The sequence below is a fragment of the Streptomyces sp. NPDC052107 genome (assembly GCF_040680215.1).
Lineage (GTDB): Bacteria > Actinomycetota > Actinomycetes > Streptomycetales > Streptomycetaceae > Streptomyces.
This window is the reverse complement of the sequence record NZ_JBFAWG010000062.1, coordinates 14,617-40,205: the sequence shown is the minus strand read 5'-3', so window position 1 is coordinate 40,205 and position 25,589 is coordinate 14,617. Positions and strand designations below refer to the sequence as shown.

21 protein-coding genes and 1 pseudogene are annotated in these 25,589 nt (G+C 72.6%); 11 read left to right on the top strand and 11 right to left on the bottom strand.

The features are described from left to right. Window positions 1-1,216: 1,216 nt before the first annotated feature. Entirely contained in the window at window positions 1,217-1,561 is a 345-nt protein-coding gene (locus tag AB0M27_RS36435) for a DUF3040 domain-containing protein (RefSeq protein ID WP_365728465.1), read from the bottom strand. Window positions 1,562-2,539: 978 nt separating this feature from the next. Between AB0M27_RS36435 and AB0M27_RS36430 the strand changes: the two genes are divergently transcribed. Beyond that, the gene (locus AB0M27_RS36430; RefSeq protein WP_365728463.1) at window positions 2,540-2,734 is read left to right on the top strand and encodes a hypothetical protein; all 195 of its coding nucleotides are present in this window, start codon (window positions 2,540-2,542) and stop codon (window positions 2,732-2,734) included. Between the two features lie 151 nt (window positions 2,735-2,885). Here AB0M27_RS36430 and AB0M27_RS36425 read toward each other — a convergent pair whose 3' ends face one another. Next, window positions 2,886-3,125 (bottom strand): hypothetical protein, encoded by a 240-nt coding sequence (locus tag AB0M27_RS36425; RefSeq protein WP_365728461.1) that lies wholly within the window; start codon window positions 3,123-3,125, stop codon window positions 2,886-2,888. A gap of 588 nt (window positions 3,126-3,713) precedes the next feature. On the opposite strand from AB0M27_RS36425, the gene AB0M27_RS36420 reads away from it, so the two are divergent. Beyond that, a complete protein-coding gene (locus tag AB0M27_RS36420; RefSeq protein ID WP_365728459.1) occupies window positions 3,714-4,040 on the top strand; it encodes a hypothetical protein in 327 nt (108 codons plus the stop codon). Between the two features lie 524 nt (window positions 4,041-4,564). On the opposite strand, the gene AB0M27_RS36415 is transcribed toward AB0M27_RS36420, so the two are convergent. Then, window positions 4,565-9,139: a cation-translocating P-type ATPase gene (locus tag AB0M27_RS36415; protein ID WP_365728457.1), complete on the bottom strand. Its 4,575-nt coding sequence runs from the start codon at window positions 9,137-9,139 to the stop codon at window positions 4,565-4,567. A 183-nt stretch (window positions 9,140-9,322) separates the two neighbouring features. Here AB0M27_RS36415 and AB0M27_RS36410 point away from each other — a divergent pair, with 183 nt between their 5' ends. Continuing rightward, window positions 9,323-9,718, top strand: coding sequence for a hypothetical protein (locus tag AB0M27_RS36410; protein WP_365728455.1), 396 nt, complete (start codon window positions 9,323-9,325; stop codon window positions 9,716-9,718). Window positions 9,719-9,927: 209 nt separating this feature from the next. Here AB0M27_RS36410 and AB0M27_RS36405 read toward each other — a convergent pair whose 3' ends face one another. Beyond that, window positions 9,928-11,187: a PP2C family protein-serine/threonine phosphatase gene (locus AB0M27_RS36405; protein ID WP_365728454.1), complete on the bottom strand. Its 1,260-nt coding sequence runs from the start codon at window positions 11,185-11,187 to the stop codon at window positions 9,928-9,930. Window positions 11,188-11,351: 164 nt separating this feature from the next. After that, entirely contained in the window at window positions 11,352-11,690 is a 339-nt protein-coding gene (locus AB0M27_RS36400) for a hypothetical protein (RefSeq protein ID WP_365728452.1), read from the bottom strand. Between the two features lie 578 nt (window positions 11,691-12,268). On the opposite strand from AB0M27_RS36400, the pseudogene AB0M27_RS36395 reads away from it, so the two are divergent. The 4 genes and pseudogenes from AB0M27_RS36395 to AB0M27_RS36380 form a co-directional block, all read left to right on the top strand. Further along, window positions 12,269-12,355, top strand: a pseudogene (locus AB0M27_RS36395) (IS5/IS1182 family transposase); the annotation flags it as partial. Between the two features lie 407 nt (window positions 12,356-12,762). After that, window positions 12,763-13,755 (top strand): dihydroxyacetone kinase subunit DhaK, encoded by a 993-nt coding sequence (dhaK, locus tag AB0M27_RS36390; RefSeq protein WP_365728450.1) that lies wholly within the window; start codon window positions 12,763-12,765, stop codon window positions 13,753-13,755. A gap of 67 nt (window positions 13,756-13,822) precedes the next feature. Next, window positions 13,823-14,428 carry a dihydroxyacetone kinase subunit DhaL gene (gene dhaL / locus AB0M27_RS36385; RefSeq protein ID WP_365728447.1) on the top strand — a complete coding sequence of 202 codons (606 nt, stop codon included), beginning with the start codon at window positions 13,823-13,825 and terminating at the stop codon, window positions 14,426-14,428. Then, a complete protein-coding gene (locus AB0M27_RS36380) occupies window positions 14,425-14,835 on the top strand; it encodes a PTS fructose transporter subunit IIA (protein ID WP_365728445.1) in 411 nt (136 codons plus the stop codon). The genes dhaL and AB0M27_RS36380 overlap by 4 nt, the downstream gene beginning before the upstream one ends. Window positions 14,836-14,857: 22 nt before the next feature. On the opposite strand, the gene AB0M27_RS36375 is transcribed toward AB0M27_RS36380, so the two are convergent. After that, a complete protein-coding gene (locus AB0M27_RS36375) occupies window positions 14,858-15,613 on the bottom strand; it encodes a glycoside hydrolase family 75 protein (RefSeq protein WP_365728470.1) in 756 nt (251 codons plus the stop codon). 433 nt (window positions 15,614-16,046) lie between these two features. Between AB0M27_RS36375 and AB0M27_RS36370 the strand changes: the two genes are divergently transcribed. Together AB0M27_RS36370 and AB0M27_RS36365 are read left to right on the top strand one after the other, a co-directional pair. After that, a complete protein-coding gene (locus AB0M27_RS36370; protein WP_365728443.1) occupies window positions 16,047-17,021 on the top strand; it encodes a fibronectin type III domain-containing protein in 975 nt (324 codons plus the stop codon). A 255-nt stretch (window positions 17,022-17,276) separates the two neighbouring features. Further along, on the top strand, window positions 17,277-17,828 hold the full coding sequence (locus AB0M27_RS36365) for a hypothetical protein (RefSeq protein ID WP_365728440.1): 552 nt from the start codon (window positions 17,277-17,279) through the stop codon (window positions 17,826-17,828). Between the two features lie 21 nt (window positions 17,829-17,849). Here AB0M27_RS36365 and AB0M27_RS36360 read toward each other — a convergent pair whose 3' ends face one another. Next, window positions 17,850-18,395, bottom strand: a complete 546-nt coding sequence (locus AB0M27_RS36360) for a PadR family transcriptional regulator (RefSeq protein ID WP_365728438.1) — start codon at window positions 18,393-18,395, stop codon at window positions 17,850-17,852. Window positions 18,396-18,426: 31 nt separating this feature from the next. After that, a complete protein-coding gene (locus AB0M27_RS36355; RefSeq protein WP_365728436.1) occupies window positions 18,427-20,442 on the bottom strand; it encodes an NADPH-dependent 2,4-dienoyl-CoA reductase in 2,016 nt (671 codons plus the stop codon). Window positions 20,443-20,603: 161 nt separating this feature from the next. On the opposite strand from AB0M27_RS36355, the gene AB0M27_RS36350 reads away from it, so the two are divergent. Continuing rightward, window positions 20,604-21,017, top strand: a complete 414-nt coding sequence (locus AB0M27_RS36350; protein ID WP_365728434.1) for a tautomerase family protein — start codon at window positions 20,604-20,606, stop codon at window positions 21,015-21,017. A 12-nt stretch (window positions 21,018-21,029) separates the two neighbouring features. Here the strand turns inward: AB0M27_RS36350 and AB0M27_RS36345 are convergent, their stop codons facing one another. Beyond that, window positions 21,030-21,401: a hypothetical protein gene (locus tag AB0M27_RS36345; RefSeq protein ID WP_365728432.1), complete on the bottom strand. Its 372-nt coding sequence runs from the start codon at window positions 21,399-21,401 to the stop codon at window positions 21,030-21,032. Window positions 21,402-21,505: 104 nt separating this feature from the next. Next, entirely contained in the window at window positions 21,506-22,387 is an 882-nt protein-coding gene (locus AB0M27_RS36340) for a hypothetical protein (RefSeq protein WP_365728430.1), read from the bottom strand. A gap of 313 nt (window positions 22,388-22,700) precedes the next feature. Between AB0M27_RS36340 and AB0M27_RS36335 the strand changes: the two genes are divergently transcribed. Next, window positions 22,701-24,779 carry a SpoIIE family protein phosphatase gene (locus tag AB0M27_RS36335; protein ID WP_365728429.1) on the top strand — a complete coding sequence of 693 codons (2,079 nt, stop codon included), beginning with the start codon at window positions 22,701-22,703 and terminating at the stop codon, window positions 24,777-24,779. Between the two features lie 3 nt (window positions 24,780-24,782). Here the strand turns inward: AB0M27_RS36335 and AB0M27_RS36330 are convergent, their stop codons facing one another. Next, a complete protein-coding gene (locus AB0M27_RS36330) occupies window positions 24,783-25,577 on the bottom strand; it encodes a putative protein N(5)-glutamine methyltransferase (protein WP_365728427.1) in 795 nt (264 codons plus the stop codon). Window positions 25,578-25,589: the final 12 nt, after the last annotated feature.

The window sequence follows — 25,589 nt, the reverse complement described above, 5'->3', positions numbered from 1 at the left end:
GGCTGGCGGCTCCTGTCGTTCAGTACCAGGGCACGAAGGCGATTGGCTCCCAAGGCTGAGCAACGCTCAGGCTCGCTAAGCCAATCAGAGACGCTGAGCCCTGCGCCAGGGAGCGTGGCCGGTTGACCGGCAGCCAGGGAACGTGGCCGGTTGACCGTGCCAGGGGCGACCCGGCGCCAGGGGCGTTCGCTCCCCGCGCCCCCAAGCCGAGGGCAGGGGCCGGCCGGTCGGGCGGGGGCCCGGTGTGCGGGGGCCGGAGGCTCCCCACGCCTCCAGGGCCGACGGCGGGCGCCGGCTGGTCAGGCCGTGCGACCCGGCGCGCAGCGGCGCCGGACGCTCCCCGCGCCTCCAGGGCCAAGGGCCAGGGCCGGCTGGTCGGACCGGCGCGCGGGGGCCGGACTCTCCCGGCGCCCGCCCGGCCAGGACGGCGGCGGGCTGCACGGCGGGATCGGGATCCTTTGCGGCGGCTTCTGTGGCACGGGATCCGTGAAGCCGGGACCGGCTCGCGCCGAAGCACAGAATCACCGACCCGCCGACGGCGCGTCGCCCGAAGGGCCGCTCGGGTCACCGGCTCACCGCCGGCCGCCACGGTCCTCCCCTGTCACCGGCCCTCTCAGACCCGCAGGCCGGCCGGGCCACGAGGGCATCGGAGCCACTCTTCTTCCGATCACTCCGCGACGTGCCCGCCATTGCCTCGGTGATCACCCACGCGTCCCCGGTGCGCCCGCGAGGCAGCGTCCTGAACGCCCGGAGCGTGCCGTCCTCTCCCCCACCACGACATACACGGCGCCCGCTCCAGCAACCGCCCTCCGGCCGCCCAGGTCGCGGCGGGCCTGGCGAGATGGTCGACGAGCGCCGCCCTCTCACGTCCCCGAACCGACGCTCGCCCCGTCCACGACCCGACACTCGTCCCCACGCCCGTACCATCCACGATCCGACGCGCGCCCACGTCCACGAACCGACAACGTCCCCGCGCCCGCCCGTCCACGATCCGGCGCCCGTCGCGGCGCCGCAGAGTCACGAGCCGACTCGAGTCGCTCGCCCCCCACCGCCACGGGCCGACCGGCTCGCCTGCCCCCACCGCGACGGGCCGACCGACTCGCCCGCCCCTCACCACCACGGGCCGACCGACTCGCGGCGCGTCGGTCCTCAGAACGACAGCCCCGTCACCGCCGCGCCGCCACAGCCGCGCACGTCGCCCCCCGTCCCCGGCCCCTCAGAGCCACGGCCGCACATTTTCCCGGCAGCGGCAGCGGGAACGGTGGCGGACCGCTCGGCACAGGAGGCGGAACGCCTGGAACAGGGTCAGGGGCCAGAGCAACGCGAAGCACCACAGCAGTGCGGGGTCCGAGGTGCGGACGCCCATGACGGCCACGAACGCCGAGGCGATGCCCAGCAGCAGGACCGCCACCGGCAGCCATACCTCTCGATGGGGGTCGCCCATGCGGCGCGCGAACCTGCGGTCCTGCCTGAGGCGGCTCTCGATCTGCAGCAGCGCGATCCGTTCGCGCGGCGACAGCCGTACCTCGTCGTTCATCTCCCACGTCTCCCAGTCGTCCACGGCAACGGCACCTCCTCCGCCCATCGGCGGTTTCCGTCCCGGACGCCCGAGTTCCCCGGACGGCCGGGGCCGATACGGAGTCGTGACCACCCGGCGCCCTCTTTGCTGGTGCCGTATCCGGCCTCGCGGTGTTCGCGCTCTGCCTGGTCGACGCCGGACTCCCCTTCCTGCCGGGGGCGTTGCGGGTACCGGCAGTCCGGCGGTCCGCCTCGGTGAACCCTCGCTGCTCACGCTCCGAGCACAGCCATCGCGGTCCGTGACGACGTGTGTCCCCGCGTGACCGCCCTGGTCCAAGGTCGATACCGCCAATAGCTCCGTAGCCCACCCAGCTCCCGCAAGACGCACTAGTCGATATCGCCGAGAAAACGTGGTGAGCAGCCCGAGATCCGCGCGCCGGTCCGAGAGCGGCATGTCCTCGGGCCAGTGACCGCGTGCCCCGGGCCAAGCGATCAACGCCTCACGGCCGGGATCTCGAGGGCCAACATCCCGTCGTCCAGTTCCCCGCAGGAGTTCACGGGCGGACGGCAGCGCCGTGGCACAGCTCACGGGGTGGAGCCGCTGCCGATCCTCGGTCAGCCGCCGCAGCGGCGGCACCTGCCCGTGGACCACGGTGGCGGATGCCTCGCGCACCTCGGCGAGCTGCCGCAGCGGACGGGACGTCGGCAAAGGGACGGGGAGCCGTCTGGTCCAGGCGTCCGCGTGGGCTCGGAGGAGTTCGTCGGTGAGTACCCACAGCGTCGTGTGCCAGGCCGGGTCCGGCGCGAGTGCTGAGGTCACGCAGCCACACGTACTCGGCCAGGGAGCGTCCGGACCGGTGAATCTCCGTAGGCGTCCCTGATCCGCGCAGCGAGCGCGGGACGATTCCGCTGGAGCCATGCCGCGAACCGCCGTTCGCGCCGGTCCCTGTTGCCGGTTTCCGGGAGGCCCAGCGCGCCATGCGCGGTTGGCGTCAGCCAGGAGCACGGACACGGCGCTCAGTTGCGGTTCCCGGTCGTCATCCTCGCGCAGCCGCACGAGCAGTTCGGCGTCCGGTGCGCCGATCCGGCCGGTGAGCCAGGTGAGGACGGCGGCCCGGTCGGGGAAGTCCTCTGTACGTTGCCGCAGTTCCTCGGCGAGGTCCAGGTCGAGGCAGGCGAGGAGGGGCACGAGCAGTGCGCTGCCTGGGCGTTGTGAGCGCCGCTCGGCGAGGACGGCGCGAAGCTGGTACGGCGCCGCAGGTCCAGGACGGCCGTGAGGGGGCGCCTGGTGACCAGCAACGAACCGGCGAACGACGCCACCGCCAAGGCCAGGGCCTGGTCGGCGTAGCGCCCGATCGGCCCCGGCTTCAGCGGCGCCTCACGGGCAGGCGGCCCGGGCGCCGTGCGGTGAACCCTGCCGCGGCGCCGCCTGCGAGGCGCGGCTCGGCCGCGACCCAGGCGGCGGCTTCCGCGCCGGCCTCGATCGTACGAAGGGCATGCCGCAGCGTGTCGGCGCCGACTCCGGTGAGACCGCCGGAGCCCGCCTCCAGCTCCGTGAGCGAGGCCAGGAGCATGCCGGCGTTGTCGGCGCCGACCGCGTGCTGCACCAGAGGCCGCAGCCGAGGGTGGGCGTCGACGAGCGGGGCGCGCGATGCCGACCGGGATCGGCGTGCGGCGCGTCGGGCCCGCCCACGCTGCCACGGGTGCGGCAGCCACGTGCAGGGTCATCGCCCGGGCGGAACGGGGAACCGTCCCGCCCGGCACGGGATGCCCGGGCAGTCGATGCGCGACACCGCGGGCCTGCTCCACCGTCTCGACCGCCTCGATCAGGGCATCCGCGATCGTCTCGGTCTGGAACGAGCCCTCCGTGCCGACGACGGCGTGACCGAGCCCGGTGTTCACCACCGCCCACTCCATCGAGGGCCTGTCGGATGCCGCTCGACCGCCTTCACCAGCTTCGCCGCCGCCGATTCCGGTAGGTCACCGGGTGCAGACCGCGTACGGCGACGTGGGCGCGCCTTCCGAAGATCCGAACGCGGGCCCCGCTCCCTGCGGTCATGCGCCCACTCAGCGTGCACGATCCGGACCGGAACCCCGCGTTTCCATGGCAACGCCTTGCATCACCACACGCCACCGGAACCGCGCGAGAATTGAAGAGGCACACCACACCAACTCCGATGAAGGGAGGAGGGGGAATGGCCAAGACAGCGGAAACACCGCAACAGCAATCCCATGAGGGCGACGGCGCGGGTCTGCACCTGCGTATGCGCACCCTGCATCCTCCGGTGCCGATTCCGTACCTCACCAAGGAAGAGATCACCAGCACGGCCCGGGCGGCGACGGCACGCATGCCCGGTGCGCCCTCGGTCAAGGATCTCGCGTTCTACGGCGGCCTCGGAGCACTGGCCGTGGCGGGGGCACTGGAGTGGCCCGTCGCCATCGCCGTCGGCGGAGCGACCTGGCTGGTACGCAGCGGGCGGAAGGAGAAGGAGGAGAGGCAGGCAGCAGGCGCCCAGACTTAGGCGTCCAGGCGTGGGGCAGTCCGGCGCCCGGGCCGGTCGCTCGTCGGGGAGGGCCTCCGGACAAGAACCAGTGGCGCACGGCGGCGTGAGCGCTGTCGGGCGCCGGGGTGTTACACGGCGGCGCCCGATGCGAAGGCCCTCCGCAGATAAGGCGAGTAGGCGGACCACAGCTGCCACACGAGGCGCAGGATGATCGCCTCAACGAGCGCAGCGAGGAGCTTCGTTGCCACGGCTGCCAGTATCTCGGCCATGTTGGTTGACTTTCTGTTCTCGGATTGCGGATGTCCGAAACCAGACAATGCAGTCTTTTCCTGCGCCCGGAGTGCTTCAGAGGCGTACTTTCGATAGACCCCAGGTGAACATATGGTGCAAGACTGTGAAAACGACCGTTCTCCTGGCACCCGGCAGGGTCGCCGCCCAGCGCCCGAAGGTGCAGTCGGCAGCTCACGCACGGCGGCCCGGAAACTCTCCGGAGCGCCGCGAGCCGCCGCCCGGGCGCCGGACCGGATCCCGAAGGGGTGCCGTCACGGTCGAGGCGACACTCCAGGCCCGGGTGCAAGCCGGCTGAGGCGGGACAGCGCGCCGCTCAGCCAAGCGAGCGGGACGGCGGCGAGTGCGGCTGCGGCTGACGGCAGCGGCGCCGGCTCGTCGGCCCCGACCGCCTCACCGGCCACGGAGGGGAGCCAGCCCGTGTCGGCCAGGCGACAAGAGAGCGGCTTCAGAGCCGGGTGGAGGAGGGTGGCGGTGGTGATGGCCGCCAGGACGATGCCCCAGCCGACGGGGCCCAGGGGTGTGGAGCCGAAGAACCGGCTGACGCCCGGTGTCTGAATGATGCCGACGAGCACGGCGGCCGACCCGATCGTGGCGGCGAGCACCTGGCGGTCCGCGCCACCGCTGGTCAGTGTCTGAGCGAGCTGGGTGCCGACCACGGCGGCCAGCGCCGCGGTGGCGGCACGGCGTTGGGTGCCGGTGAAGCGGGCGGCCGTCCAGGCCAGCCCCGCGCCGAGAGCGGTGGTGAGCCCGCGCTGCAGCGTCTCCTCGGTGAGTGCCGTGCCCAGCGACTGGTGGGGGCCCTCCTGGAGCAGCTGTTCCCCGGTGCTCTCGGCCGGGGCGCGTACGGCGATGGAGAGCGCGGGGGCGAGGTCGGTGAGGAGGTTGACCAGCATGATCTGGCGGGCGCTCAGCGGTGACCTGCCGGCCAGCGCGGAGGCGAGGACGCTGAAGGTGACCTCACCGAGGTTGCCGCCGATCAGAATGGCCAGCGCGGTCCTGACCGAGGTCCACATCGCCCGGCCCTCGGTCAGGGCCGTGACGATCGTCTCCAGCCGGTCGTCACCGATGACCAGATCGGCGGCGGCCGTGGCCGCCGGAGTGCCACGCCGCCCCAGGGCGATGCCGACGTCGGCGAGGCGGATGGCGGGGGCGTCGTTGGCGCCGTCGCCGGTCATCGCCACCACCCGGCCCAGACGCTGGAACGCCTCTACGATGCGGACCTTGTGGCGCGGAGTGCACCGGGCGACCACACTCACCGTCGGCAGCAGCGCGTCCAGCGCGTCGTCGTCGAGCTCGTCCAACTCCGGCCCGGTACACACGGTCTGCTCCGGCTCACCGGTGACCGTGACTGCGATGGCCTCGGCGGTGGCGGCATGGTCCCCGGTGAGCAGGAGCGTGCGCACCCCGGCCGCGCGCAGCCGGGCGGTGGCCGGCGCCGCCCCGGGGCGCACCGGGTCAGCCAGCACGAGGAAACCGACGAAGACCAGGTCCTGCACCGCGTCATCGGCAAGCTCCTCGCCCGGACGCAGGGTTCGTTCGGCGACGGCGAGGACGCGGCGGCCGGCAGCGGCGAGCTCCTCGGTCGCCAGAGTGAGCGCCTTGTGCCCCGCGTCGTCCAGCACGGTCTCCGCCCCGTTCAGGCGTCTGCGCCGGCAGCGGGCCAGCACTGTCTCGGGGGCGCCCTTGATGCTGAGCAGGGTGGAGCCGGCGGTGCGGCCCGCCGTCGCGTGGTAGGCGCGGGACGGGTCGAAGGGCAGGGTGCCGGTGCGCCGCCAGCGCGGCGCGCCGCGCCCGAGCGATACCCGGGCCCGGCGGGCCCCCTCGTCCACCGCCCGGTCGGTCTGGTGGGCCAGGGGTTCTGGCTGCCGGGCCGCGGGGGTGGCACGGAGCGCGGCGGCCAGGACCGCGCTTTGGTGCGGCCCGAGCCGGTCGAGGGGGAGGGTCCGCTCGCCGTCTCCGACGGCGACGAGCCGGAGATGACCTTCGGTGAGGGTGCCGGTCTTGTCGAAGCACAGCACATCGGCCCGGCCCAGCGCCTCGATCGTGCGCGGGTTGCGCACCAGCGCGCCGTACTGGGCCAAGCGGCGCGCCGAGGCCAGCTGTGCCGCGTTGACCAGAAAGGGCAGTCCCTCGGGGACCGAGGCGACGGCCAGGTTGACCGCAGAAGTCAGGCTTTCCGCCAGTGGGCGCCCGTGCAGCAGCCCGGCTCCGGCCACCGCCGCCGCGGAGGCCGTCGCCACGGGCAGACTGGCCCTGGTCAGCGACGACAACCGTGCCTCGACCCCGGTCACGGGTGCCGCCTCCCGCGCACTGGCCATGGTGCGCCCGACCTCGGTGGCCGCCCCGGTGGCCACGACCACCGCGACCGCCTGCCCGGACGAGACGGTGGTGCCCTCGTAGAGCATCGAGCAACGGTCGGTGAGCTGCGCGGCGACCGCCGGAGCCGGATCCTTGGGCACCGGCAGGGACTCGCCGGTCAGCGACGACTCGTCCACCTCCAGTCCGTCGGCCTCCAGCAGACGGCAGTCGGCGGGCACCACGTCGTCGGGTCCGAGCAGGACGACGTCCCCCGGCACCAGTTCCTCGGCGGTGACCAGCCGCACGCCTCCCCCGCGTCGCACCCGTGCCCCGACCGCGGAGCGGGCGGTCAACTCGGCGAGAGCGCGCTCGGTCCTCACCCGCTGCACACCGCCGACCAGCGCCGAGGCCACGGTGATCAAGGCGACCAACGCGGCGTCCGTGCTCGATCCCACGGCGGCCGCCAGAGCCGCCCCGCCGGCGAGCACCGGTGTCAGCGGGTTGGCCAGCTCTTCGATGAACGCCGACGGCAGGGTGATCCGCGGCGTGCCGGTTCGCCACGCCCCCTTGGCCCGCGCCGCCTCCTCCTCCGACAGCCCGTCGCTGCTCGAGCGCAGTCGGTCCAGGACCCGCGCGGACGGCATCAGGTGCCAGGGCACGGTCTCGACGGAGGGAGTGACGGGGCGGGAGCACAGCTGCCGGGCGCGCCAGGCCCCCAGACCGAAGGCGATTCCCCCGGCGGTGTTGCACGCCGCCTGCCCGCGCGAGCACGCCGCGGCGGCCGGTGCCCGCATCGCCGCGACCACGCCGATGCCGCTGCCGCTCGCGGCCAGCAGCGCACTCTCCCGGTCGACCTGGCGGGCCACGCCGACTCCGGCCAGGGTCAGCGCGACCGAGTCCAGGTCGGTGCCGACGAGCAGGTGTGCGCCCCAGGCCGGCGGCTCCCCCTCGCGGTGGACCCCGATGCCGCAGTCGGACGCTCCCAGGGCACGGCGGTTCCCCGATACCAGCAGCACCACAGCCCCGTCCGCCTGCAACGCGCGCACCGACGCCACCAGGTGGCCCCCCGCAGGCACCATCGCGTCGACGAATCCGAGCTCCGGACAGGGCTGGTCGCCGGCGAGGACCACGCGCAGACCCGAGCGGCGGGCCGCGGCCGCCAGAGCCTGCGCGCCCGGAAGCGTCTGCATCTCCACCCCCACCACGGCGACCAGGCGGCGCCGGTGAGCCAGGCCCAGTACCCGTTCACTGCCCCGGGGCCGGTGCGCGTCCCGGCGCCCCGTCAGATCCAGGTTCTCCAGCGGACCGAGCACCCAGCCCTCGCCGTCACGGTGGACCTGCGCCGGCGCGGCTGGGTCGAACAGGGCGAAGAGCCGGTCGGAGACCTGCTCGGGTCCGGCGCCGTCGAGCAGCATCAGTTCGGTCAGTTCGTAGCGGTGGCTGCGCAGCACGTCCGCGTCCAGGAGCACGGTGTCCACCTGCCCCAGGCGGCGCAGGGCGCTGCGGTCCATAACCACGACGCCACGCAGGGCGAGGAACCGGCCCAGGCTGGTGGCGAAACCCTCCCGTCCGGCGTGCGGCGCCTTCGGCACGCTGGACAAGGCCACCGCGAGCGCACGCCGCGGCCCTGCGTACGGCGTGGTCAGGGCACCTACGGCCGCGCCGGCCCCCATGGCCTGTCTGGCGTAGCGCAGCGTCACGTCCTGGTGCTCCTGCGGCCGTTCCACCACGATCGGCTCGGCCCGCGCATGCTCCGGCCCCGGCACCAGCCGCGGCTCCGCCAGGGACCACGCCTCGAGTGCCGCGTTCGCCTCCCGCCACTGCGCCACGCGCTGCACGACGTCGAGGACCAGCCCTCCGCCGCGCGTGGCCACACCCTGGATCATCGCGTTCAGTACCGGCAGTACGGACTCCGTGCGCTCATGCCCGGTGAGGGCCGATGTCGCCAGTCTGCGCAGCCCCGGGTGGCTCAGGGCGGCACTGGCCAGCGCCCCCACCTCCGCCGGCAGCGGCGTCCACGGCGACAGGCGCGCGGCCGCCGTGAGCAGCAGCCCCGCGATGTCCGCCGCCAGGACCGGAAGCGCCGACCGCCGGCGCGGCCCCTCACACGGATGGTGCGGTTGGGGACACCATTCGTCGAACGCTTCCGGCTCGGCGGTGCCGGCGGCCGCGTCGGCCTCCGCACGGGCGATGGCCTCGATCAGCTCCCGCCGCGGCGGTGGCGGCGAGGCCAGCTCCAGGACGACCCGCTCCGCCGCGGCATTCACTCTCGCCCACAGCACACCGGGATGCTCCTCCAGTGCACGCTCCACGCTCCGGCCCACCCACATCCCGCGAGGACCCCGTACCCCCCGCACCTCGATGTGGCAACGCCCCGAACGGGACCACACGTCCCGCCGCTCCAGCCCGAGCAGCATGGCGGCCACATCGGCGGCCGCGCGTACACCTGTGGTCACCCCGCCCCCCAAACCCCTGGTGAGCGGCGCCGACAACGGCAGCGGCAGACGCACCTCTGACAGCAGCGACATCCGCGTGCCACCTCCGGAGCAGGCCGATCCCTCGTCCCCCTGCGATCATCCTCACCCGTCCCGGACACAGCCGCCCGCCATGTTGATCCGAACGGCTTCCTGTGGCTCGCAGGGCCATGTGCCCGCCGGTAGCGTGTGCCGCTATGGGGGGCAAAGTCCCGGACCCACGAACGGATGTGAACCGTGACCACCCCGAAAACCGGTGGGAAACGCCCGAGCACACGGGGCACAGACCCGTCGCGCCCTGCTTCCAGGACCAACACGACGCAGCGGTCCGACGCCGAGCCGACCACGAAACCACCGAAGAAGACTGCCGCCGCAGCGTCCGGCGGACACACGATCACCATCACCCTGCCGGCGCTCGGCCAGGCGGCCACCAGGGTGGTGACCGCCGCGACGGTCCCCGTGGCCACCGCCCGCCGCCTGCTGCCCGCCAAAGGCGGCCTGCCCCTGTACGCCGGTCTCGGCGTTCTGGCGGTCGTGGGCGCTCTCGAATGGCCGGTTGCGGCGGGTGTCGGCATCGGCTACGCCGTCCTCCGGTCCAACGGCCTGCTCACACGGCCCGGCACCGCCGGGTGAGGCGCCGCGCGGCACCTCACCCGGCGCACCGCATGTCCCCGCCAAGCCGCTCATGTCCACTCCGACAGCAGGTGAGCGGTGAAGCGTCCGACCCGCCGCGGAACCGGGCCCGTACGGATCGTCCCGGTCAGCAGGAGCCCGCTCGGCGCCTTCCGCCCCGACCACCGCCATGTCGCGCATCTTGGCCGACCAGGGCAACGACGACCGGATCAGCTCCTGTCCGCTTGGACATGCGCCTGCGCCGAACGGTGATGCAGCCGCGCGGCCAGTACCGCGACATCATCCTCCGCGTGCCCTGCGTCGAGGCGGGCAAGCACCGTGTCAAGGACGTCCTCGACTCCTGGGGCGGCCTCGAAGTCGACACCGGCCAGCCGGTGCAGGGACCTGTCTATGTCCTCGCCGCGGCGCTCGACGAGCCCGTCGGTGAAGAGCAGCAGTGTCTGGGACGGCTCGAGCCGGTAGGTGGCCGGCTCGTAGCCGCCCAGGCCGGTGCCCAGGGGTGGGCCGACCGGCACCGGCAGCAGTGAGGTGCGGCATCGCCCCTCTATCAGGGCCGGGGGCAGGTGGCCGGCGCTGGCGAAGGTCACCCGGCCGCGATTGGGGTCGATCTGCGCGATGAGACAGGTCGCGGGCCTGCGCTCTGACTGTGCGGAGGCGAGATCGTCCAGCTGACGCAGAATGCGGTGCGGCGGCAGGTCGGCGGAGGCGATGTAGCGCAGCCACGAGCGGTAGGCATTCATGTCCACGGCGGCCTCCAGACCGTGTCCCATGACGTCGCCGACCACGAGCAACGTGCGGCCGAAGTGCAGCCGAACGGTCTCGCACCAGTCCCCGCCGATCATGGCGTTCTGCCCGACCGGGAGATAGCGAATGGCCACATCCAGATTGGGATGGGGCCGACCAGGTTCCGACAGCAGAGCACGCTGCAGCTTGCCGACCATGCCGCTCACCGCGTCGTACTCCCGGGCGTGCCGGATATGGGCGGCGGCGATTTCGGTGAGGCGAGCCAGGACTTCCGCCTCTGCGGGGGTGAACGGTGCCTCCTCCCGGCCGCTCACCAGCGCGCCATAGGGGCGGCCGTTCACGGCCAGCGGCACGCACAGCGCGAGCCCGCCGTCCTCGAGGACGGGATGCACAACTCCGTACTCGCCGCCGCCTGCGGCCTCCTTCGCCGTAGCCGCAGCCCACCCGGCGGCGGGCAACACGGTTGGATTCCCGACGACGGCCTCGTACTGCGGGTGAGCCTCGCGTCCCAGGCGCAGCACGGCCGCCGCACCTCCCACGAGCCCGGCGACCTCCCGGATCAGCTCCGCACACGTGGTGTCCTCGTCCAGCGTGGTGCCGATCCGCGCCGCAGAGCGCATCGCGCTCAACTGGGGCGGTGCGTCGACGCCGGACACAGGCGCGCCGCCGGGCTCGCTCGAACCCGGCAGCGTTGGACTGGGAAACGCCTTGGACCATCCCGCCACGCTCACCACCCTAAACGCACGGCTACCGACATGGGTAACGCCAGTCTGACGCGAAATCGAACATACAGTCGCCAAGGCGGAGCGGACCTCCGCCCATCCAGCCGGCCCGGCCGGGAGACTTCAGCGTCGCGTGACGGCGACTGACCGCGCCCGAACACCCAGCGTCACTGGATGGTCCAGCCGACGCTGCCGACGCCAGTGCTGTAGAACGCGCAGGAGCCGGTGGACTCGCCGTACTGCCCCGGGTTCAGCGTCACCCAGTCGCCGGAGATGTCCGGGGCCCTGCCGCAGACGATCTCGGCGCGGAACGTGACGGTGTGGTCAGTGTTGTTCTGGCAGCCAGCGATACCGACGTCCGGATCGTTGTTGTGCACCCAGCCGTCGCAGTCGACGGTCCCCTGGGCAGCGGCCTGCGCAGGAACCACCACACCGGCGACGGTGAGGGCCGCGGCGGAGACCGCGGTGAGAAGGCCGGCCCCAAGGATTCGCTTTCCGCTGCGCATGTGCACTCCGTAAGGTCGAGTCGCTGTCTTCTTGTCATCAGTGAAGGGCACCGACGCCAGGGCGTGAACCTCGGACATCCCAGGGTGCACCCGCAACAACTGGCCTTCGGCGGTGCCCGGTAGAGGCCGGAAGGCGGAACCGCCCACCGGCCGAGGAGTGTTCGACCGGCCTTCATCGCTGGTCCTGTGACTTGTCCAAGTCGGGTGGCCGTTGCTGTTCGGCCCAGATGAGTGAGCCGTCCGGTGTGCGCGGGTTCCCCATCGGCGGGACAACCGCGAGACGAGGAGGGTTCCGCGGCCGTTCTCGTCACGGGTGCGGGGGATGCGAAGGCGCGGGTGGCTGAAGCTGGTGTCGGAGAGCTCGGACGCCGGCGTCTCGTGCCGGACGAGACGCAGACCGTCGCTCGGCGCGTGGGTGTGCAGCGTGTCGATCGCGGACGAGCAGAGTTCTTCCAGTGGGCGGCCGGGGGTGAGCCAGGGCACCGCCGAGGCGTTCCATGTCGTGGTCGCGGCCCGGGCGCCGTGCGGCACGTGATTTTCAGGATTCCGGGGACGCGACCCACCTGCGCCCTTGAATGCGACGCCGGCACGTCGTGCCGCGGATCGCCCGCCGCGACGTGGAGACCTCCGGCCGACTTGGCCGGCACCGCTGCGTCGTGGAACGGGCGATGTCCTCGACCAACGGATGGCTCGGCTTCGGCGGAGACCGGCCACCGAAGTTCGACAACACCGACGGCTACGAACGCCATGTCGCCGAAAGAGACATCAAGCGCAGCTGCGACAGGCACCTCGGGTCGACTGACCGCTACGCGCCGTGAACCCACACGGAGGCAGGTGACCTTCGATGTCGCAAGGTCGATACTTCGTATAGACAGGACAGAAGGGTTCCTCCATCAGGCGACCATCGACACGTGATGCTCCGTCACCAAAGTCGGCATCGAGTCAGCGACAGATCCGCCACAACCCGCCTCCGACCACAACGAACCGTCGAGATCAAGAACCGCCCTCCATGCCGGTGACCTGTGAAGACGCAGGTCCTGGGCCCCAGTGCTAACCTCCCGAGGAGACACCGATGAGGATGCTGATCAACGTCCCGGAGACCGTCGTGGCGGACGCGCTGCGCGGGATGGCGGCCGCGTATCCCGATCTGATCGTGGACGTGGAGTACCGGGTCATCGTGCGCCGGGACGCTCCGGTGGCCGGGCAGGTCGCGCTGGTGTCCGGTGGCGGGTCGGGGCACGAGCCGCTGCACGGCGGGTTCGTCGGCCCGGGCATGCTCTCCGCCGCCTGTCCCGGAGAGGTGTTCACCTCCCCGGTGCCGGACCAGATGGCGCGGGCCGCGGCGGCCGTGGACAGCGGCGCCGGTGTGCTGTTCGTCGTGAAGAACTACACCGGCGACGTGCTCAACTTCGACATGGCGGCCGAACTGGCCGAGGACGAGGGCATCCAGGTCGCCAAGGTGCTGGTCAATGATGATGTGGCGGTCACGGACAGCCTGTACACGGCCGGGCGGCGCGGCACCGGTGCGACGCTGTTCGTGGAGAAGATCGCGGGTGCTGCCGCGGCCGAGGGGCAGCCGCTGGAGCGGGTCGAGGCCATCGGGCGTCAGGTGAACGAGAACTCCCGGAGCTTCGGTGTGGCGCTCAGCGCCTGTACGACCCCGGCGAAGGGCAGCCCCACCTTCGATCTGCCGGACGGCGAGCTGGAGTTGGGCGTCGGCATCCACGGCGAGCCGGGCCGGGAGCGGCGGCCGATGATGACGTCCGGGGAGATCGCCGATTTCGCGGTGAACGCGATCCTGGAGGACATGCCGCCGCGCAGCCCCGTGCTGGTGCTGGTCAACGGCATGGGCGCCACCCCGCTGCTGGAGCTGTACGGCTTCCACGCGGAGGTACAGCGGGTGCTGCGCGAGCGCGGGGTCGCCGTGGCCCGCACGCTCGTCGGCAACTACGTCACCTCCCTGGACATGGCGGGCGCGTCGGTGACGCTCTGCCAGGCCGACGAGGAACTGCTGCGGTTGTGGGACGCGCCGGTGAAGACTCCTGCGCTGCGCTGGGGGATGTGATACGGCGGACGAGGCGACCATCACCCGTAGCACGCCGGTCATCACCCCTACCACGCAAGGAGATCCAGTGCTCGACGCCGACTTCTTCCGCCGTTGGATGGCGGCGACCGCCGCGTCCGTGGACCGTGAGGCGGAGCGGCTCACCGCCCTCGACTCGGCCATCGGGGACGCCGACCACGGCAGCAATCTGCAGCGCGGCTTCACCTCCGTACAGGCCACCCTGGAGAAGGAGGCGCCGGACACCCCGGGCGCGGTCCTGGTGCTCGCCGGGCGGCAGCTGATCTCCACGGTCGGCGGCGCGTCCGGGCCGCTGTACGGCACGCTGCTGCGCCGGACCGGCAAGGCACTCGGGGACGCCGCCGAGGTCAGCGAGGAGCAGCTGGCCGTGGCGCTGCGCGCGGGCGTGGACGGGGTGATGGCGCTGGGCGGGGCGGCCCCCGGCGACAAGACGATGATCGACGCCCTGGTGCCGGCCGTGGACGCGCTCGGCGACGGCTTCGCCGCCGCGCGGGCCGCCGCCGAGGAGGGCGCGGTGGCCACCACCCCGCTGCAGGCCCGCAAGGGCCGGGCGAGCTATCTCGGCGAGCGCAGCATCGGCCACCAGGACCCGGGGGCGACCTCGTCGGCGCTGCTCGTCGCCGCACTTGAAGAAGCGGCGGAGGGCGGACGGTGAGTCAGGAGAAGGTGGTCGGGATCGTGCTGGTGTCGCACAGCGCGGAAGTGGCTGCCTCGGTCGCCGAGTTGGCGAAGGGCCTGGCGGGCGGTGCCCAGGCGGTGCCTGTGGCCCCGGCGGGCGGCACCGAGGGCGGCGGGCTGGGCACCAGCGCCGAGCTGATCTCCGCCGCGGCGGCCTCGGTCGACCGGGGCGCCGGGGTGGCGGTGCTCACCGATCTCGGCAGTGCCGTGCTCACCGTGAAGGCACTGATCGCCGAGGGTGACGAACTGCCGGACGGCGCCCGGCTGGTGGACGCGCCGTTCGTCGAGGGCGCGGTGGCGGCGGTGGTCACCGCCGCCACCGGGGCCGACCTGGACGCGGTGGAGGCCGCGGCGACGGAGGCGTACGGCTACCGCAAGGTGTGATACGGCCACGGGGGCCGGCTGGTCATCTGTTCGCGACGAACAGCCTGGCCAGCCGGACTCCCGCGGCGGCGGCCGCCGTGTGGTCCTCGATGCGGTGCACCCGGGAGTGCTTGAAGACGATGTAGGTGACCCCGGAGGGCACCCCGCCGCTGCGCGGGTCGGCCCCGATGCCGAGGGCCCGGGCGGTGGCGTAGGAGGCCTCGCCGATGAGGTCGCGCGGACCGGTGTCGCCGACCACGGCGTACTGCACCCGGCCCCGGTAGACGACTGCGGCGACCGAGCCGCCCCGTACGCCGTGCTTGGGGGGGTTCCAGATGCGGCTGGGGGCCGGGACGACGATGTAGGGCAGGGTCGCGGCGTTGAGATGGCGGCCGTCGGACTGCTGGTAGGCGGTCATGGTGGCGAACTGCGGGTCGGTGCGGCGGTTGCAGCGGGCGGTGGACCGTCCGTCGCAGTCGATGTCCAGGTCGGCCTTCCAGAAGACGGCGTCCCGGGTGCCGCAGACGGGCACGGTCGCGGGTCTGCCGGCGTCGGTGCGGTACCGGCCGCGGGAGATCTGGTGGCATTCGCCCAGCCGGGCCAGCAGCTCGATGGCGGCCACCGCGCTCTGGCTGCCGGCCGCGGGCCGGTTCCTGGGCGGGGTGACGGCGGCCGGGCCGTGCAGCGCGGCCGGATCGTGCAGGGCGGCCGGGTCGTTCAGTGCGGCCGGGACGTGCAGGGCAGCCGGGGCGAGCAGGGCGACGCCGGCCAGGGCCGGCGTCAGCGACGGGACACGCACGATGAGGGAACCCTCTCGTCGGGGACGGGCGGACATCCAGCACACTCTGGTGCGGGTCCCGGCGTCCGAGCGCAGAGGTCGCCCGGAAGCGGCTGTATGGAGCACGTTTCTGACGCCTGATGAGGGAAAGAGAACGGTGCGGGACAACAGGGGCCGGGGATCGGGAACGAAGCCCGCGCCCGACCCCTCGGCCACCCGCGTCGGCGCGGCTTCGGCGACGACAGCGTGTCCGCGCCAGCGGCATGAACTCCCCTGCCCTCTCGAGAAGTTCAGCCATAGGGAAGCTCAGCATACGTAACTTCCCGGCATGGTCACCATCGCGGGCCCCACAGGTCACCCGTGCGGCCCTCTTGCCGCGCCCGCACCCGCCGCGCCATATTGGTCCGGACCTTTACGTGATGCCCATGCCGCCGGCCCCGGGGGAGGCAGAGCCGTGCGACGCGTTCCCTGGCCGCTCGTGCTGGCCTGCGGGGCCCTGCTGCTGGTCGCGTCCTGCGCCTGGGGTCAGGCCGGCGAAGCCGACGAAGGCCGGGCACCCGGGGCTCCGACCGGGGTCACCGCGCAGGCGGGCAGCGCCACCAGCGTGCACGTGATGTGGAACGCGGTGCCGGACAGCCCCGGCATCGGCACCTACGAGGTGTACAGCGGCACCACGAAAGTGGAGGACGTACCGGGTTCGGAGCACATGGTGGACGTCACCAGGCTCAGGCCGTCCACCGTGTATGCCTTCACCGTGCGGGCCCGGGACACCGAGGGGCGGCTCGGGCCGCCGAGCCGTGCGGTGCGGGCGCGGACCCCTGCCGACGTGACGGCGGACCGCTCGGCGCCCACCGGGCCGTCGCATCCCGCCGGGCGGGTGCTCGGCGCCCGGGAGGTCCAGCTGTCCTGGGGCGCGTCCCGCGACGACCGGGGCGTGGTGTCGTACGACGTGTACCAGGGCGGGGCGAAGATCCACGGCGTCGGCGGTAAGCAGACCGCGACCGTGGTCACAGGACTGCGCCCCGGCACCGGCTACGTCTTCACGGTGCGGGCCCGCGACGCCGCCGACAACCTCTCCCCCGCGAGCGCCCCGATCCGCCTCACGACCCCGGGCAACGACGACGGGCGGGACACCGCGCCCACCGGCTTCACCGCGACGACCCACCGGGCCGGCGGGGCGTACTACCTCGACCTGTCCTGGGATCCACCGCGCACGGACGGCGTGATCACCGAGTACCAAATCCGGCTCGACGGCACCGCTGCGACCTCACTGGTGTGGGGCGGCACTCCCCCGCGCGGGCGGGCGACCTACGGTTTCTACGTCGGCCGGACCTCCGGGGACGAGCACCGGGTGCGGCTGCGGGCGCGGCTGCCGGACGGCACGTGGGGCGGCTGGTCGCCGGAGCGAACGGTAACCATGGGCGGCTGACGGGCACAGCAGCCAGCCCCGGGGCCCGGGGAACTGCGCGACCAGCCACGGACAATCCGCACCCGCCAAGGCACGGGTCCCGGCAGACGAGCAGGCGACCCTCCGCCGCCCGAAGGAAACCGTCACCTGACCGGCTGCCTCCAGGTGCGGGCACCCCCGTGGCCACGTTGGCTGCTGCCCAGGCAGCACGGACGTTTCCCGACCCCCGGCGGCGCATGGGACGTACCGCCGACCGTGCCACCGGAAGGCCGGCCCATGCACACCTCGTCACTCCTCGTCCGCTCCGGTCTGACCCTGGCGGCCGCCGCGGCACTCCCGGCCGCCCTCGCCGGGCCGTCCGCCGCGGCCTCGGGCATCTCCGTCAGCACCACCGGGTCCACCGTCTCGGTGGTCACCAGCGCGTGCTCCGAGATCAACGGCAGCTGGGGCAACGCGGCCCTGCTCACCAGCAGGCAGGCGAACTTCTCCCAGGGCCGGCAGTCCGCCTTGTCGGGCACCACCGTCAGCCAGTCCGCGGCCTGGACGGGAGTGAGCCCGGGGACGTACACCGTGGTCGTGGTCTGCTCCAGCGGCAGCACCGCGGGCACCCGGTCGGTGATCGTCTCGTCCGGCTCGGGGCCCACGATCTCCTCGACGGCGTCGGCGAAGACCTCGCCGGCGCCCTCCCGGGGTGTGCTGGCCGGCCTCGGCGGTGCCGCGCGGGACTACGGCCCGCTGGCGCTGGGCATCGGCGCGGCCCTGGTGAGCACCGGGGCCGTCGCCACGGGCTGGTATCTGCGCCGGCGTTCGAAGCCGTACCGGCTCTGACGGACCGGCCGCGGACCCGGTTCAGTCATCCTCGGGCAGGTCGGCGAACTCCGCCAGGGCGCGGGTGAGCCACTGGGTCCAGAAGGTCTCCAGATCGATGCCGGCCCGCAGCACGAGATGGCGCAGCCGGTCCTCGGGGGCGTCCCGGTCCGGTGGGAAGTCGCGCTCCTCGATGTCCTGGTACTCGGTCAACTGCCGCCGGTGCAGGTCGAGATGGCGGCGCAGATCCGCTTCCAGGCCCGCCGTGCCGACCACCGCCGCGGCCCGCAGCCGCAGCAGGAGCGTGTCCCGCAGGGGCTTGGGGTCCTGTGTGGCGGCGGTCCAGCGGGCCAGTTCGGCACGGCCCGCTGGCAGGACCTCGTAGCTCTTCTTCTGCCCGCGGGCCGGCGCTTCCGTCGGCAGGGTGCGGATGAGGCCCTCGGCCTCCAGCTTTCCCAGCTCGCGATAGATCTGCTGGTGCGTCGCGGACCAGAAGTAGCCGATCGACTTGTCGAACCGGCGGGTCAGTTCCAGTCCCGACGACGGCTTTTCCAGCAGAGCGGTGAGGATCGCGTGCGGGAGTGACATGGCCTCATCCTAGGGATCGCCCCTACGGGACCTACAGCGCCGCCGCCAGCTCCGTGCCCTGCTTGATGGCCCGCTTGGCGTCCAGCTCGGCCGCGACGTCCGCGCCGCCGATCAGGTGCACGCTGCGCCCGGCGGCGGCCAGCTCCTCGTACAGGTCACGGCGCGGCTCCTGGCCGGTGCACAGCACCACCGTGTCGACCTCCAGCACGGCGCTCTCCTCGCCGACGGTGATGTGCAGGCCCGCGTCGTCGATCCTGTCGTAGCGGACGCCCGGGACCATGGTCACGCCGCGGTGCTTGAGCTCGGTGCGGTGGATCCAGCCAGTGGTCTTGCCGAGGCCCGCGCCGACCTTGGTGGTCTTGCGCTGGAGCAGGTGGACCTGGCGCGGCGGGGCGGGCCGCTGCGGTGCGGCGAGGCCGCCCGGAGCCTGGTAGTCCATGTCGACGCCCCAGTTGCGGAAGTACGTCTGCGGGTCCTCGCTCGCCTTGTCCCCGCCGTCGGTGAGGTACTCGGCGACGTCGAAGCCGATGCCTCCGGCGCCGAGGATGGCGACCCGGTCGCCGACGGGCGCGCCGTCCCGCAGCACGTCGAGGTACCCGAGGACGCGGGGGTGGTCGACGCCGGGGATGTCCGGGGTGCGCGGGGTGACACCGGTGGCGACCACGACCTCGTCGTAGCCGGCCACGGTCTCGGCGGTGACCCAGGTGTCGAGGCGGACGTCGACCCCGTGGGCGTCGAGCTGGTGGCGGAAGTAGCGCAGCGTCTCGTCGAACTCCTGCTTGCCGGGGACCTTGCGGGCGACGTTGAGCTGGCCGCCGATCTCGCTCGCGGCGTCGAAGAGCGTGACCTCGTGGCCGCGTTCGGCGGCGCTCACCGCGCAGGCCAGACCCGCGGGACCCGCGCCGACGACGGCGACGCGCTTCTTCAGCCGGGTCGGGGAGAGCTGCAGCTCGGTCTCGTGGCAGGCGCGCGGGTTGACCAGGCAGGAGGTGATCTTCCCGCTGAAGGTGTGGTCGAGGCAGGCCTGGTTGCAGCCGATGCAGGTGTTGATGGCCTCGGGCGTCCCGGCGGCCGCCTTGGCGACGAAGTCGGGGTCGGCGAGCATCGGGCGGGCCATGGAGACCATGTCCGCGCAGCCGCCGGCCAGCAACTCCTCGGCGACTTCCGGGGTGTTGATGCGGTTGGTGGTCACCAGCGGCACGGACACCTCGCCCATGAGCTTCTTGGTGACCCAGGTGTAGGCGCCGCGCGGGACGGAGGTGGCGATGGTGGGGATGCGGGCCTCGTGCCAGCCGATGCCGGTGTTGATGATCGTCGCCCCGGCGGCCTCGACCGCCTTGCCGAGGGTGATCACCTCGTCCAGGGAGGAGCCGCCCGGGACCAGGTCGAGCATCGAGAGCCGGTAGATGACGATGAAGTCCTCGCCGACGGCCTCCCGCACGCGCCCCACGATCTCGACCGGGAAGCGCATCCGGTTCTCGTAGGAGCCGCCCCAGCGGTCGACGCGCTGGTTGGTCTGCGCGGCGATGAACTCGTTGATGAGGTAGCCCTCGGAGCCCATGATCTCCACGCCGTCGTAGCCGGCCTGCCGGGCGAGGCGGGCGGCGCGGGCGTAGTCGTCGATGGTCCGCTCGACGTCGGCATCGGTGAGTTCGTGCGGCACGAAGGGGCTGATCGGCGCCTGCAGCGGGCTGGGGGCGACGAGGTCCCGGTGGTAGGCGTACCGCCCGAAGTGCAGGATCTGCATCGCGATCCGGCCGCCCTCGCGGTGCACGGCCTCGGTGACCACCTTGTGCCGCTCGGCCTCCGCCTCGGTGGTGAGCTTGGCGCCGCCCTCGTACGGCCGGCCCTCGTCGTTGGGCGCGATGCCGCCGGTGACGATGAGACCCACGCCGCCGCGCGCGCGGGCCGCGTAGAACGCCGCCATGCGCTCGAAGCCGCGCTCGGCCTCCTCCAGGCCGACGTGCATGGAGCCCATGAGCACACGGTTGGGCAGGGTGGTGAAGCCCAGGTCGAGCGGGGTCATCAGGTGCGGGTAACGGCTCATCGGGCCCTCCGTGCGCGGTGTCGTCGCCTCTTGTTGTAGAGGAAGCCAGAAGCTTTATGCAACTAGTTGCACAACTGCCGAAGGGTGACACCGACCACTCTGTACCTACTAGTATGTACAACCCAGGTCGGCCACGGCCCGCCGCGAAAGGACACCTCACCATGCCCTTCGTCCGCATCGACGCGCTCGGTACCGGCCCCGCCCGGCTCGACGCACTCGGCCAGGCAGTGCAGGACGCCCTGGTGGAGACGCTCGGCGTCCCACCCGAAGACCGCTTCCAGGTACTGACCGGCCACGACGGCACCACCAGCACCCTGCGTTACGGCGACCATCCGGGCGTGCGCAAGGACGACGCGATGGTGTTCGTGGGCATCACCATGCGCTCGGGGCGTACCCCGGAGCAGAAGCGCGCTCTCTACCGTCGGATCGCCGAGCTGGTGCACGAGCGCACCGGCACCGCGCCGCGCAATGTCGTCGTCACCGTCACCGAGAACACGTCCGTCGACTGGTCCTTCGGCAACGGCGAGGCGCAGTACGCCCCGGCCGACGCGGAGCCGGCCGGGGCGTTGCCGTAGTGCACGAGAGGGTCAGCGGCTGCGCAGCCGCAGATGCAGGTCCCTCTCCTGGTCGCCGGAGGCCGTGCAGGTCTCCTCGACGGCGAACATCGAGTCCAGGGTGTGCCGGAACCGGTCCACGGCCCAGTAGCCGCCCTGCACGTCCGCCTGGACGGCCGCGCCGAGGTGGACCGGCGGGCAGCCCGGCCCCAGGGCGTCCGCGACGTCGTACGTGCCCAGCCACACCATCGGCCGGACCTCGTGGAGCTGCTGAGGGATCTCGTCCGCACCCCGGTCGGAGGCGAAGCAGGACCCCAGCGCGTCGAAGACGAGGCGGGCGTCCTCCTTGGAACCGCTGATCTCCACCGAGACGGTTTCGGGATGCGACCGCTCCGTGTGTGCCATTGATCGCTCCTTTCGTGGCGCGCCGCGGTGGAAGGGAGTACCCCGCCGAACCGCGTCCATCCTCAGGAAAGCACCACCTGCCGATCGGCACACCCCAGGCGGGCTCAGCCGCGGGAGAACCTGTACGTCTTGCTGTCCGTCAGGATGCAGAAGCCCGGTGACATCACGATCACGCGCAGGATCCCCGTGCGGCGGTCGTAGTCGATGCCCTCCGCCTCGAAGGTGCCGGAGCAGGAGCTGCGCAACGGCAGCTGGCGCAGGGCGGTGACATGGCCGGTGACGTCCGCGGAGCCGCTCGGCGGGGCCGAGAGGTCGATCTGGAGCAGCGGCTTGGTGAGGCCGAAGAGGCTGCCGTCGGGGTCGTCGGAGGAGCACAGCAGGGTGGTCGGGCCGGAGAAGTCGCAGCCCTGGACGTCGCGGACGGCGTGGTCGAGGTTGACCGCGGAGGCCTGCGGGAGGTTCGCCGAGGGCGAGGTCGACGGGTTGAGGCCGGGAGTCGGGAAGACCAGCAGCCGGTTCATCGTGCCCCACTCGCCGGAGAGCATCCACTGGCCGTCGGGCGAGATCGCGTCCCAGGAGTTGTTCAGGGCCTCGCCGGGGCTCAGCGTGTGGACGTACTCCGACCAGGTGCCGTCGGGCGCCTGCACGCGGTACATCTTCGAGTTGCCGGAGTCCCGCTGGTAGGGCTCGATGTAGTAGCCGTTGTACGAGGCATCGGGATCGCCGACGTGGTTCCAGCCGCGGCTGGAGACGCCGAGGGGAATGGTGCCGACACCGGTGTACCGGTTGGGGCTGTTCGCGGGGACCTCCACGGAGGTCAGTCCCTGGCTCTCGTCCAGCGGCCGGGCGCGGTCGGAGCCGGTCTCCGTCCAGGTGTCGGCGGCGGAGGCGGGCGCGGGTGCGGCGAGGGACACGACGGCGGCTGTGGCGAGGGTGACGAGTCCGGCGAGGACTGCGTGACAACGTTGCCGGGCGGACGCGGGCATGGCCGACTCCTCGGGCGGGGTGCGGGGGCGGGAACACTCGGTCGGCGGACAGTCTGGCGTGGCGCGATAGTCATGTACAGGCCAATGCAGCAACATGAGCGTGAACTCTCCCCGTCCGCCGAACGGGCGTGCAGGATGTCCGGGAAAGGAGTCCCGTCCCGGCGTGACGGCTTCGGCGGACGTGCACCGCTGTGGTGAGAGATGGTGGAGGTAACCGGCACGGCGTCGGAGAGTCGGGTGTGAGCGCGGTGGATCAAGGGGAGTCGGCACGGGGGACGGCGTGCCGTGCGGACGGGCGAAGGCGGTGCATGGCATGAGTGCAGCCGAGGCTCCGGTGACGGAGGGCGGCGAGCCCGTGCGCGGGCCGGTGCGGCCGGGCGGCCTGCTCGATGTGCTGAGCGTGGCTTCGGTGGTGCTGGACACCACCGGGCGGATCGTGCTGTGGAGCCCGCAGGCGGAGGAGCTGTTCGGGTACAGCGCGGGCGAGGCCCTCGGCCAGTACGCGGCCCGGCTCATGGTGCACGAACGGCACTTCGAGCTGGTCGGCAAGCTCTTCGCCGATGTGATGCGCACCGGGCAGAGCTGGGCCGGCGGCTTCCCGATCCGGCACAAGGACGGCAGCACCCGCCTGGTGGAGTTCCGCAACATGCGGCTGCTGGACGACCGCGGTGACGTGTACGCGCTCGGGCTGTGCGCCGACCAGTCGACCGTACGGCGCCTGGAGCAGGACGTGGCGCTCTCCGAGCGGATGGTGAAGCAGTCGCCGATCGGTTACGCCGTCCTGGACACCGAGCTGCGGTTCGTCTCGGTCAACCCGGCCCTGGAGACGATCAACGGGGTGCCGGCCGCCGACCACGTGGGACGGACGCTGCGCGAGGTGCTGCCCACGCTGGACTCCGAGCCGGTGGAGACCGACGCCCGGCGGGTGCTGGAGACCGGTGTGCCGGTCATCGACAACACGCTGGTCGGCCGTACCCCCGCCGACCCGGACGAGGACCACACCTGGGCGCATTCGCTGTACCGGCTCGACGACGCCATGGGCAATGTGCTCGGCGTCGCGGTCTCGGTCGTCGACATCACCGAGCAGCACCGGGCCTCCCTGGAGGCGGAGGCCGCACGGCGCCGGCTCGCGGTCATCGCCGACGCCTCCGCCCGGATCGGTACGACGCTCGACCTGGACCGCACCGCCTGTGAGCTGGCCGAGGTCGCCGTACCGGAACTCGCCGACCTGGCCGCCGTGGACCTGCTGGACTCGGTGGTGGAGGGCCGGCGCAGCACGCTGGGACCGTCGGAGCCGGCGATGATCCGGGCCCTCGCGGTGCGTCCGCAGGACGACTCGGACGCGGTACGGGCCGCCGACTCGCCCGGCCTGATCGCGCGGTACGGACCCGACCGGCTGGTCACCGAGTGCGTGCGCTCGGGCGAGGTGGTGCTGGTGCCGCAGGTGAAGGACGAGGACCTGCCGCGCATCGCCCGCTCCCCCGAGTCGGCCGAACTGCTGGGCCGCGCGGGACTGCACTCGTATCTCGCCGTGCCGCTGATCGCGCGCGGCGAGGTGCTCGGCGCCCTGGACCTCAAACGCACCCGCAATCCGGCGCCGTTCGACGAGGACGACGTCCTGCTCGCCCGGGAGCTGGCCGCCCGCGCGGCCGTGCAGATCGACAACGCGCGCTGGTACCAGAACGCCCGCAACACCGCCCTCACCCTGCAGCGCAGTCTGCTGCCCAGCCGGCCGCCGGAGACGACCGGCCTGGAGGTGGCCTCCCGCTACCAGCCCGCCGGAGCCACCAGCGAGGTCGGCGGCGACTGGTTCGACGTCATTCCGCTGGAGGGCGGCAAGACCGCGCTCGTGGTGGGCGATGTGATGGGCAGTGGGCTCAGCGCGGCCGCGACCATGGGCCGGCTGCGCACGGCGACCACCACGCTGGCCGCCCTGGACCTCGACCCGGCGCTGCTGCTTGAGCATCTGGACAAGACGACGTCGGCCCTGGACCACTCCATCGCGACGTGCCTGTACGCCGTGCACGATCCGCATCTGCGGGAGTGCCGGATCGCCAACGCCGGCCATCTGCCGCCGGCTCGTCTCCGCCCGGGCCGGCCGCCGGAACTGCTCGAGCTGCCGACCGGGGTGCCGCTGGGCGTGGGCGGGGTCGCATTCTCCACCGTCACCGTCGACTTCGAGCCCGGCGACGAACTCGTCTTCTACACCGACGGGTTGGTGGAGACCCGCTGCCACTCCCTGGACGAGCGCCTGGACTTCCTGCTGTCGCTGCTCGACGACCCGGCCCGACCCCTGGAGGAGACCTGCGACTTCCTGCTGCGGACCCTGCACCACCCCGACAACCACGACGACGTCGCCCTGCTCATCGCGCGGGCGCAGGAACTGCCCTGACGGTTAGGGAAGTACGCCGATCACCACGTGCGCGCACAGCTCCTCCGACACCTCCAGACGGGCCGTCAGGCCCGCGGCGGCGAAGGCCTGTTCGGCGGCCGGTGCCTGGCGTTCGCTGGTCTCGGCCAGCAGACAGCCGCCCGGTGCGAGCCACTCGGGCGCCCCGGCGGCCACGCGGCGCAGCACGTCCAGGCCGTCGGCGCCGCCGTCCAGGGCGACGCGCGGTTCGTGGTCGCGGGCCTCGGCCGGCAGCAGGGGGAGCTCGGCGGTGGGGACGTACGGCACGTTGGCGGTCAGGATGCCGACGCGGCCGCGCAGCGCGGTGGGCAGGGAGTCGTAGAGGTCGCCCTGGTGGGCCCGGCCGTCGAAGGCCGCGAGGTTGCGCGAGGCACAGCGTACGGCGGCCGGGTCGATGTCGGCCGCGTGCACCTCGGCTCCGTCCAGGGCGGCGGCGAGGGCCGCGCCGAGCGCCCCGGAGCCACAGCACAGGTCCACGACGACGCCCGCCCGCGGCGCCTGGGCCAGCGCCTGGTCGACCAGGAACTCGGTACGGCGGCGGGGGACGAACACCCCCGGTTCCACCGTGACCCGCACTCCGTGGAACTCGGCCCAGCCCAGGATGTGTTCGAGTGGGTGCCCGGCGGCGCGCTTTTCCACCATCGAGGCCGCTTCCTCGGGCGTGCGCGCGGTGGCGAGGATCAGCTCCGCCTCGTCCTCGGCGAAGACACACCCGGCGGCGCGGAGCGCCGAGACGAGGGCGGCGGGGGACGAGGACGACAGGGGACCAGGAGAAGACATGGAGGGCCGAAA

Coding starts and splice junctions, on each gene's coding strand:
- AB0M27_RS36420 (WP_365728459.1), top strand. CDS start 3,714: ATGGCCAAGACAGCGGAAACACCGCAACAGCAATCCCATGAGGGCGAC.
- AB0M27_RS36415 (WP_365728457.1), bottom strand. CDS start 9,139: ATGTCGCTGCTGTCAGAGGTGCGTCTGCCGCTGCCGTTGTCGGCGCCG.
- AB0M27_RS36400 (WP_365728452.1), bottom strand. CDS start 11,690: ATGCGCAGCGGAAAGCGAATCCTTGGGGCCGGCCTTCTCACCGCGGTC.
- dhaK (WP_365728450.1), top strand. CDS start 12,763: ATGAGGATGCTGATCAACGTCCCGGAGACCGTCGTGGCGGACGCGCTG.
- AB0M27_RS36365 (WP_365728440.1), top strand. CDS start 17,277: ATGCACACCTCGTCACTCCTCGTCCGCTCCGGTCTGACCCTGGCGGCC.
- AB0M27_RS36360 (WP_365728438.1), bottom strand. CDS start 18,395: ATGTCACTCCCGCACGCGATCCTCACCGCTCTGCTGGAAAAGCCGTCG.
- AB0M27_RS36355 (WP_365728436.1), bottom strand. CDS start 20,442: ATGAGCCGTTACCCGCACCTGATGACCCCGCTCGACCTGGGCTTCACC.
- AB0M27_RS36350 (WP_365728434.1), top strand. CDS start 20,604: ATGCCCTTCGTCCGCATCGACGCGCTCGGTACCGGCCCCGCCCGGCTC.
- AB0M27_RS36345 (WP_365728432.1), bottom strand. CDS start 21,401: ATGGCACACACGGAGCGGTCGCATCCCGAAACCGTCTCGGTGGAGATC.
- AB0M27_RS36340 (WP_365728430.1), bottom strand. CDS start 22,387: ATGCCCGCGTCCGCCCGGCAACGTTGTCACGCAGTCCTCGCCGGACTC.
- AB0M27_RS36335 (WP_365728429.1), top strand. CDS start 22,701: ATGAGTGCAGCCGAGGCTCCGGTGACGGAGGGCGGCGAGCCCGTGCGC.
- AB0M27_RS36330 (WP_365728427.1), bottom strand. CDS start 25,577: ATGTCTTCTCCTGGTCCCCTGTCGTCCTCGTCCCCCGCCGCCCTCGTC.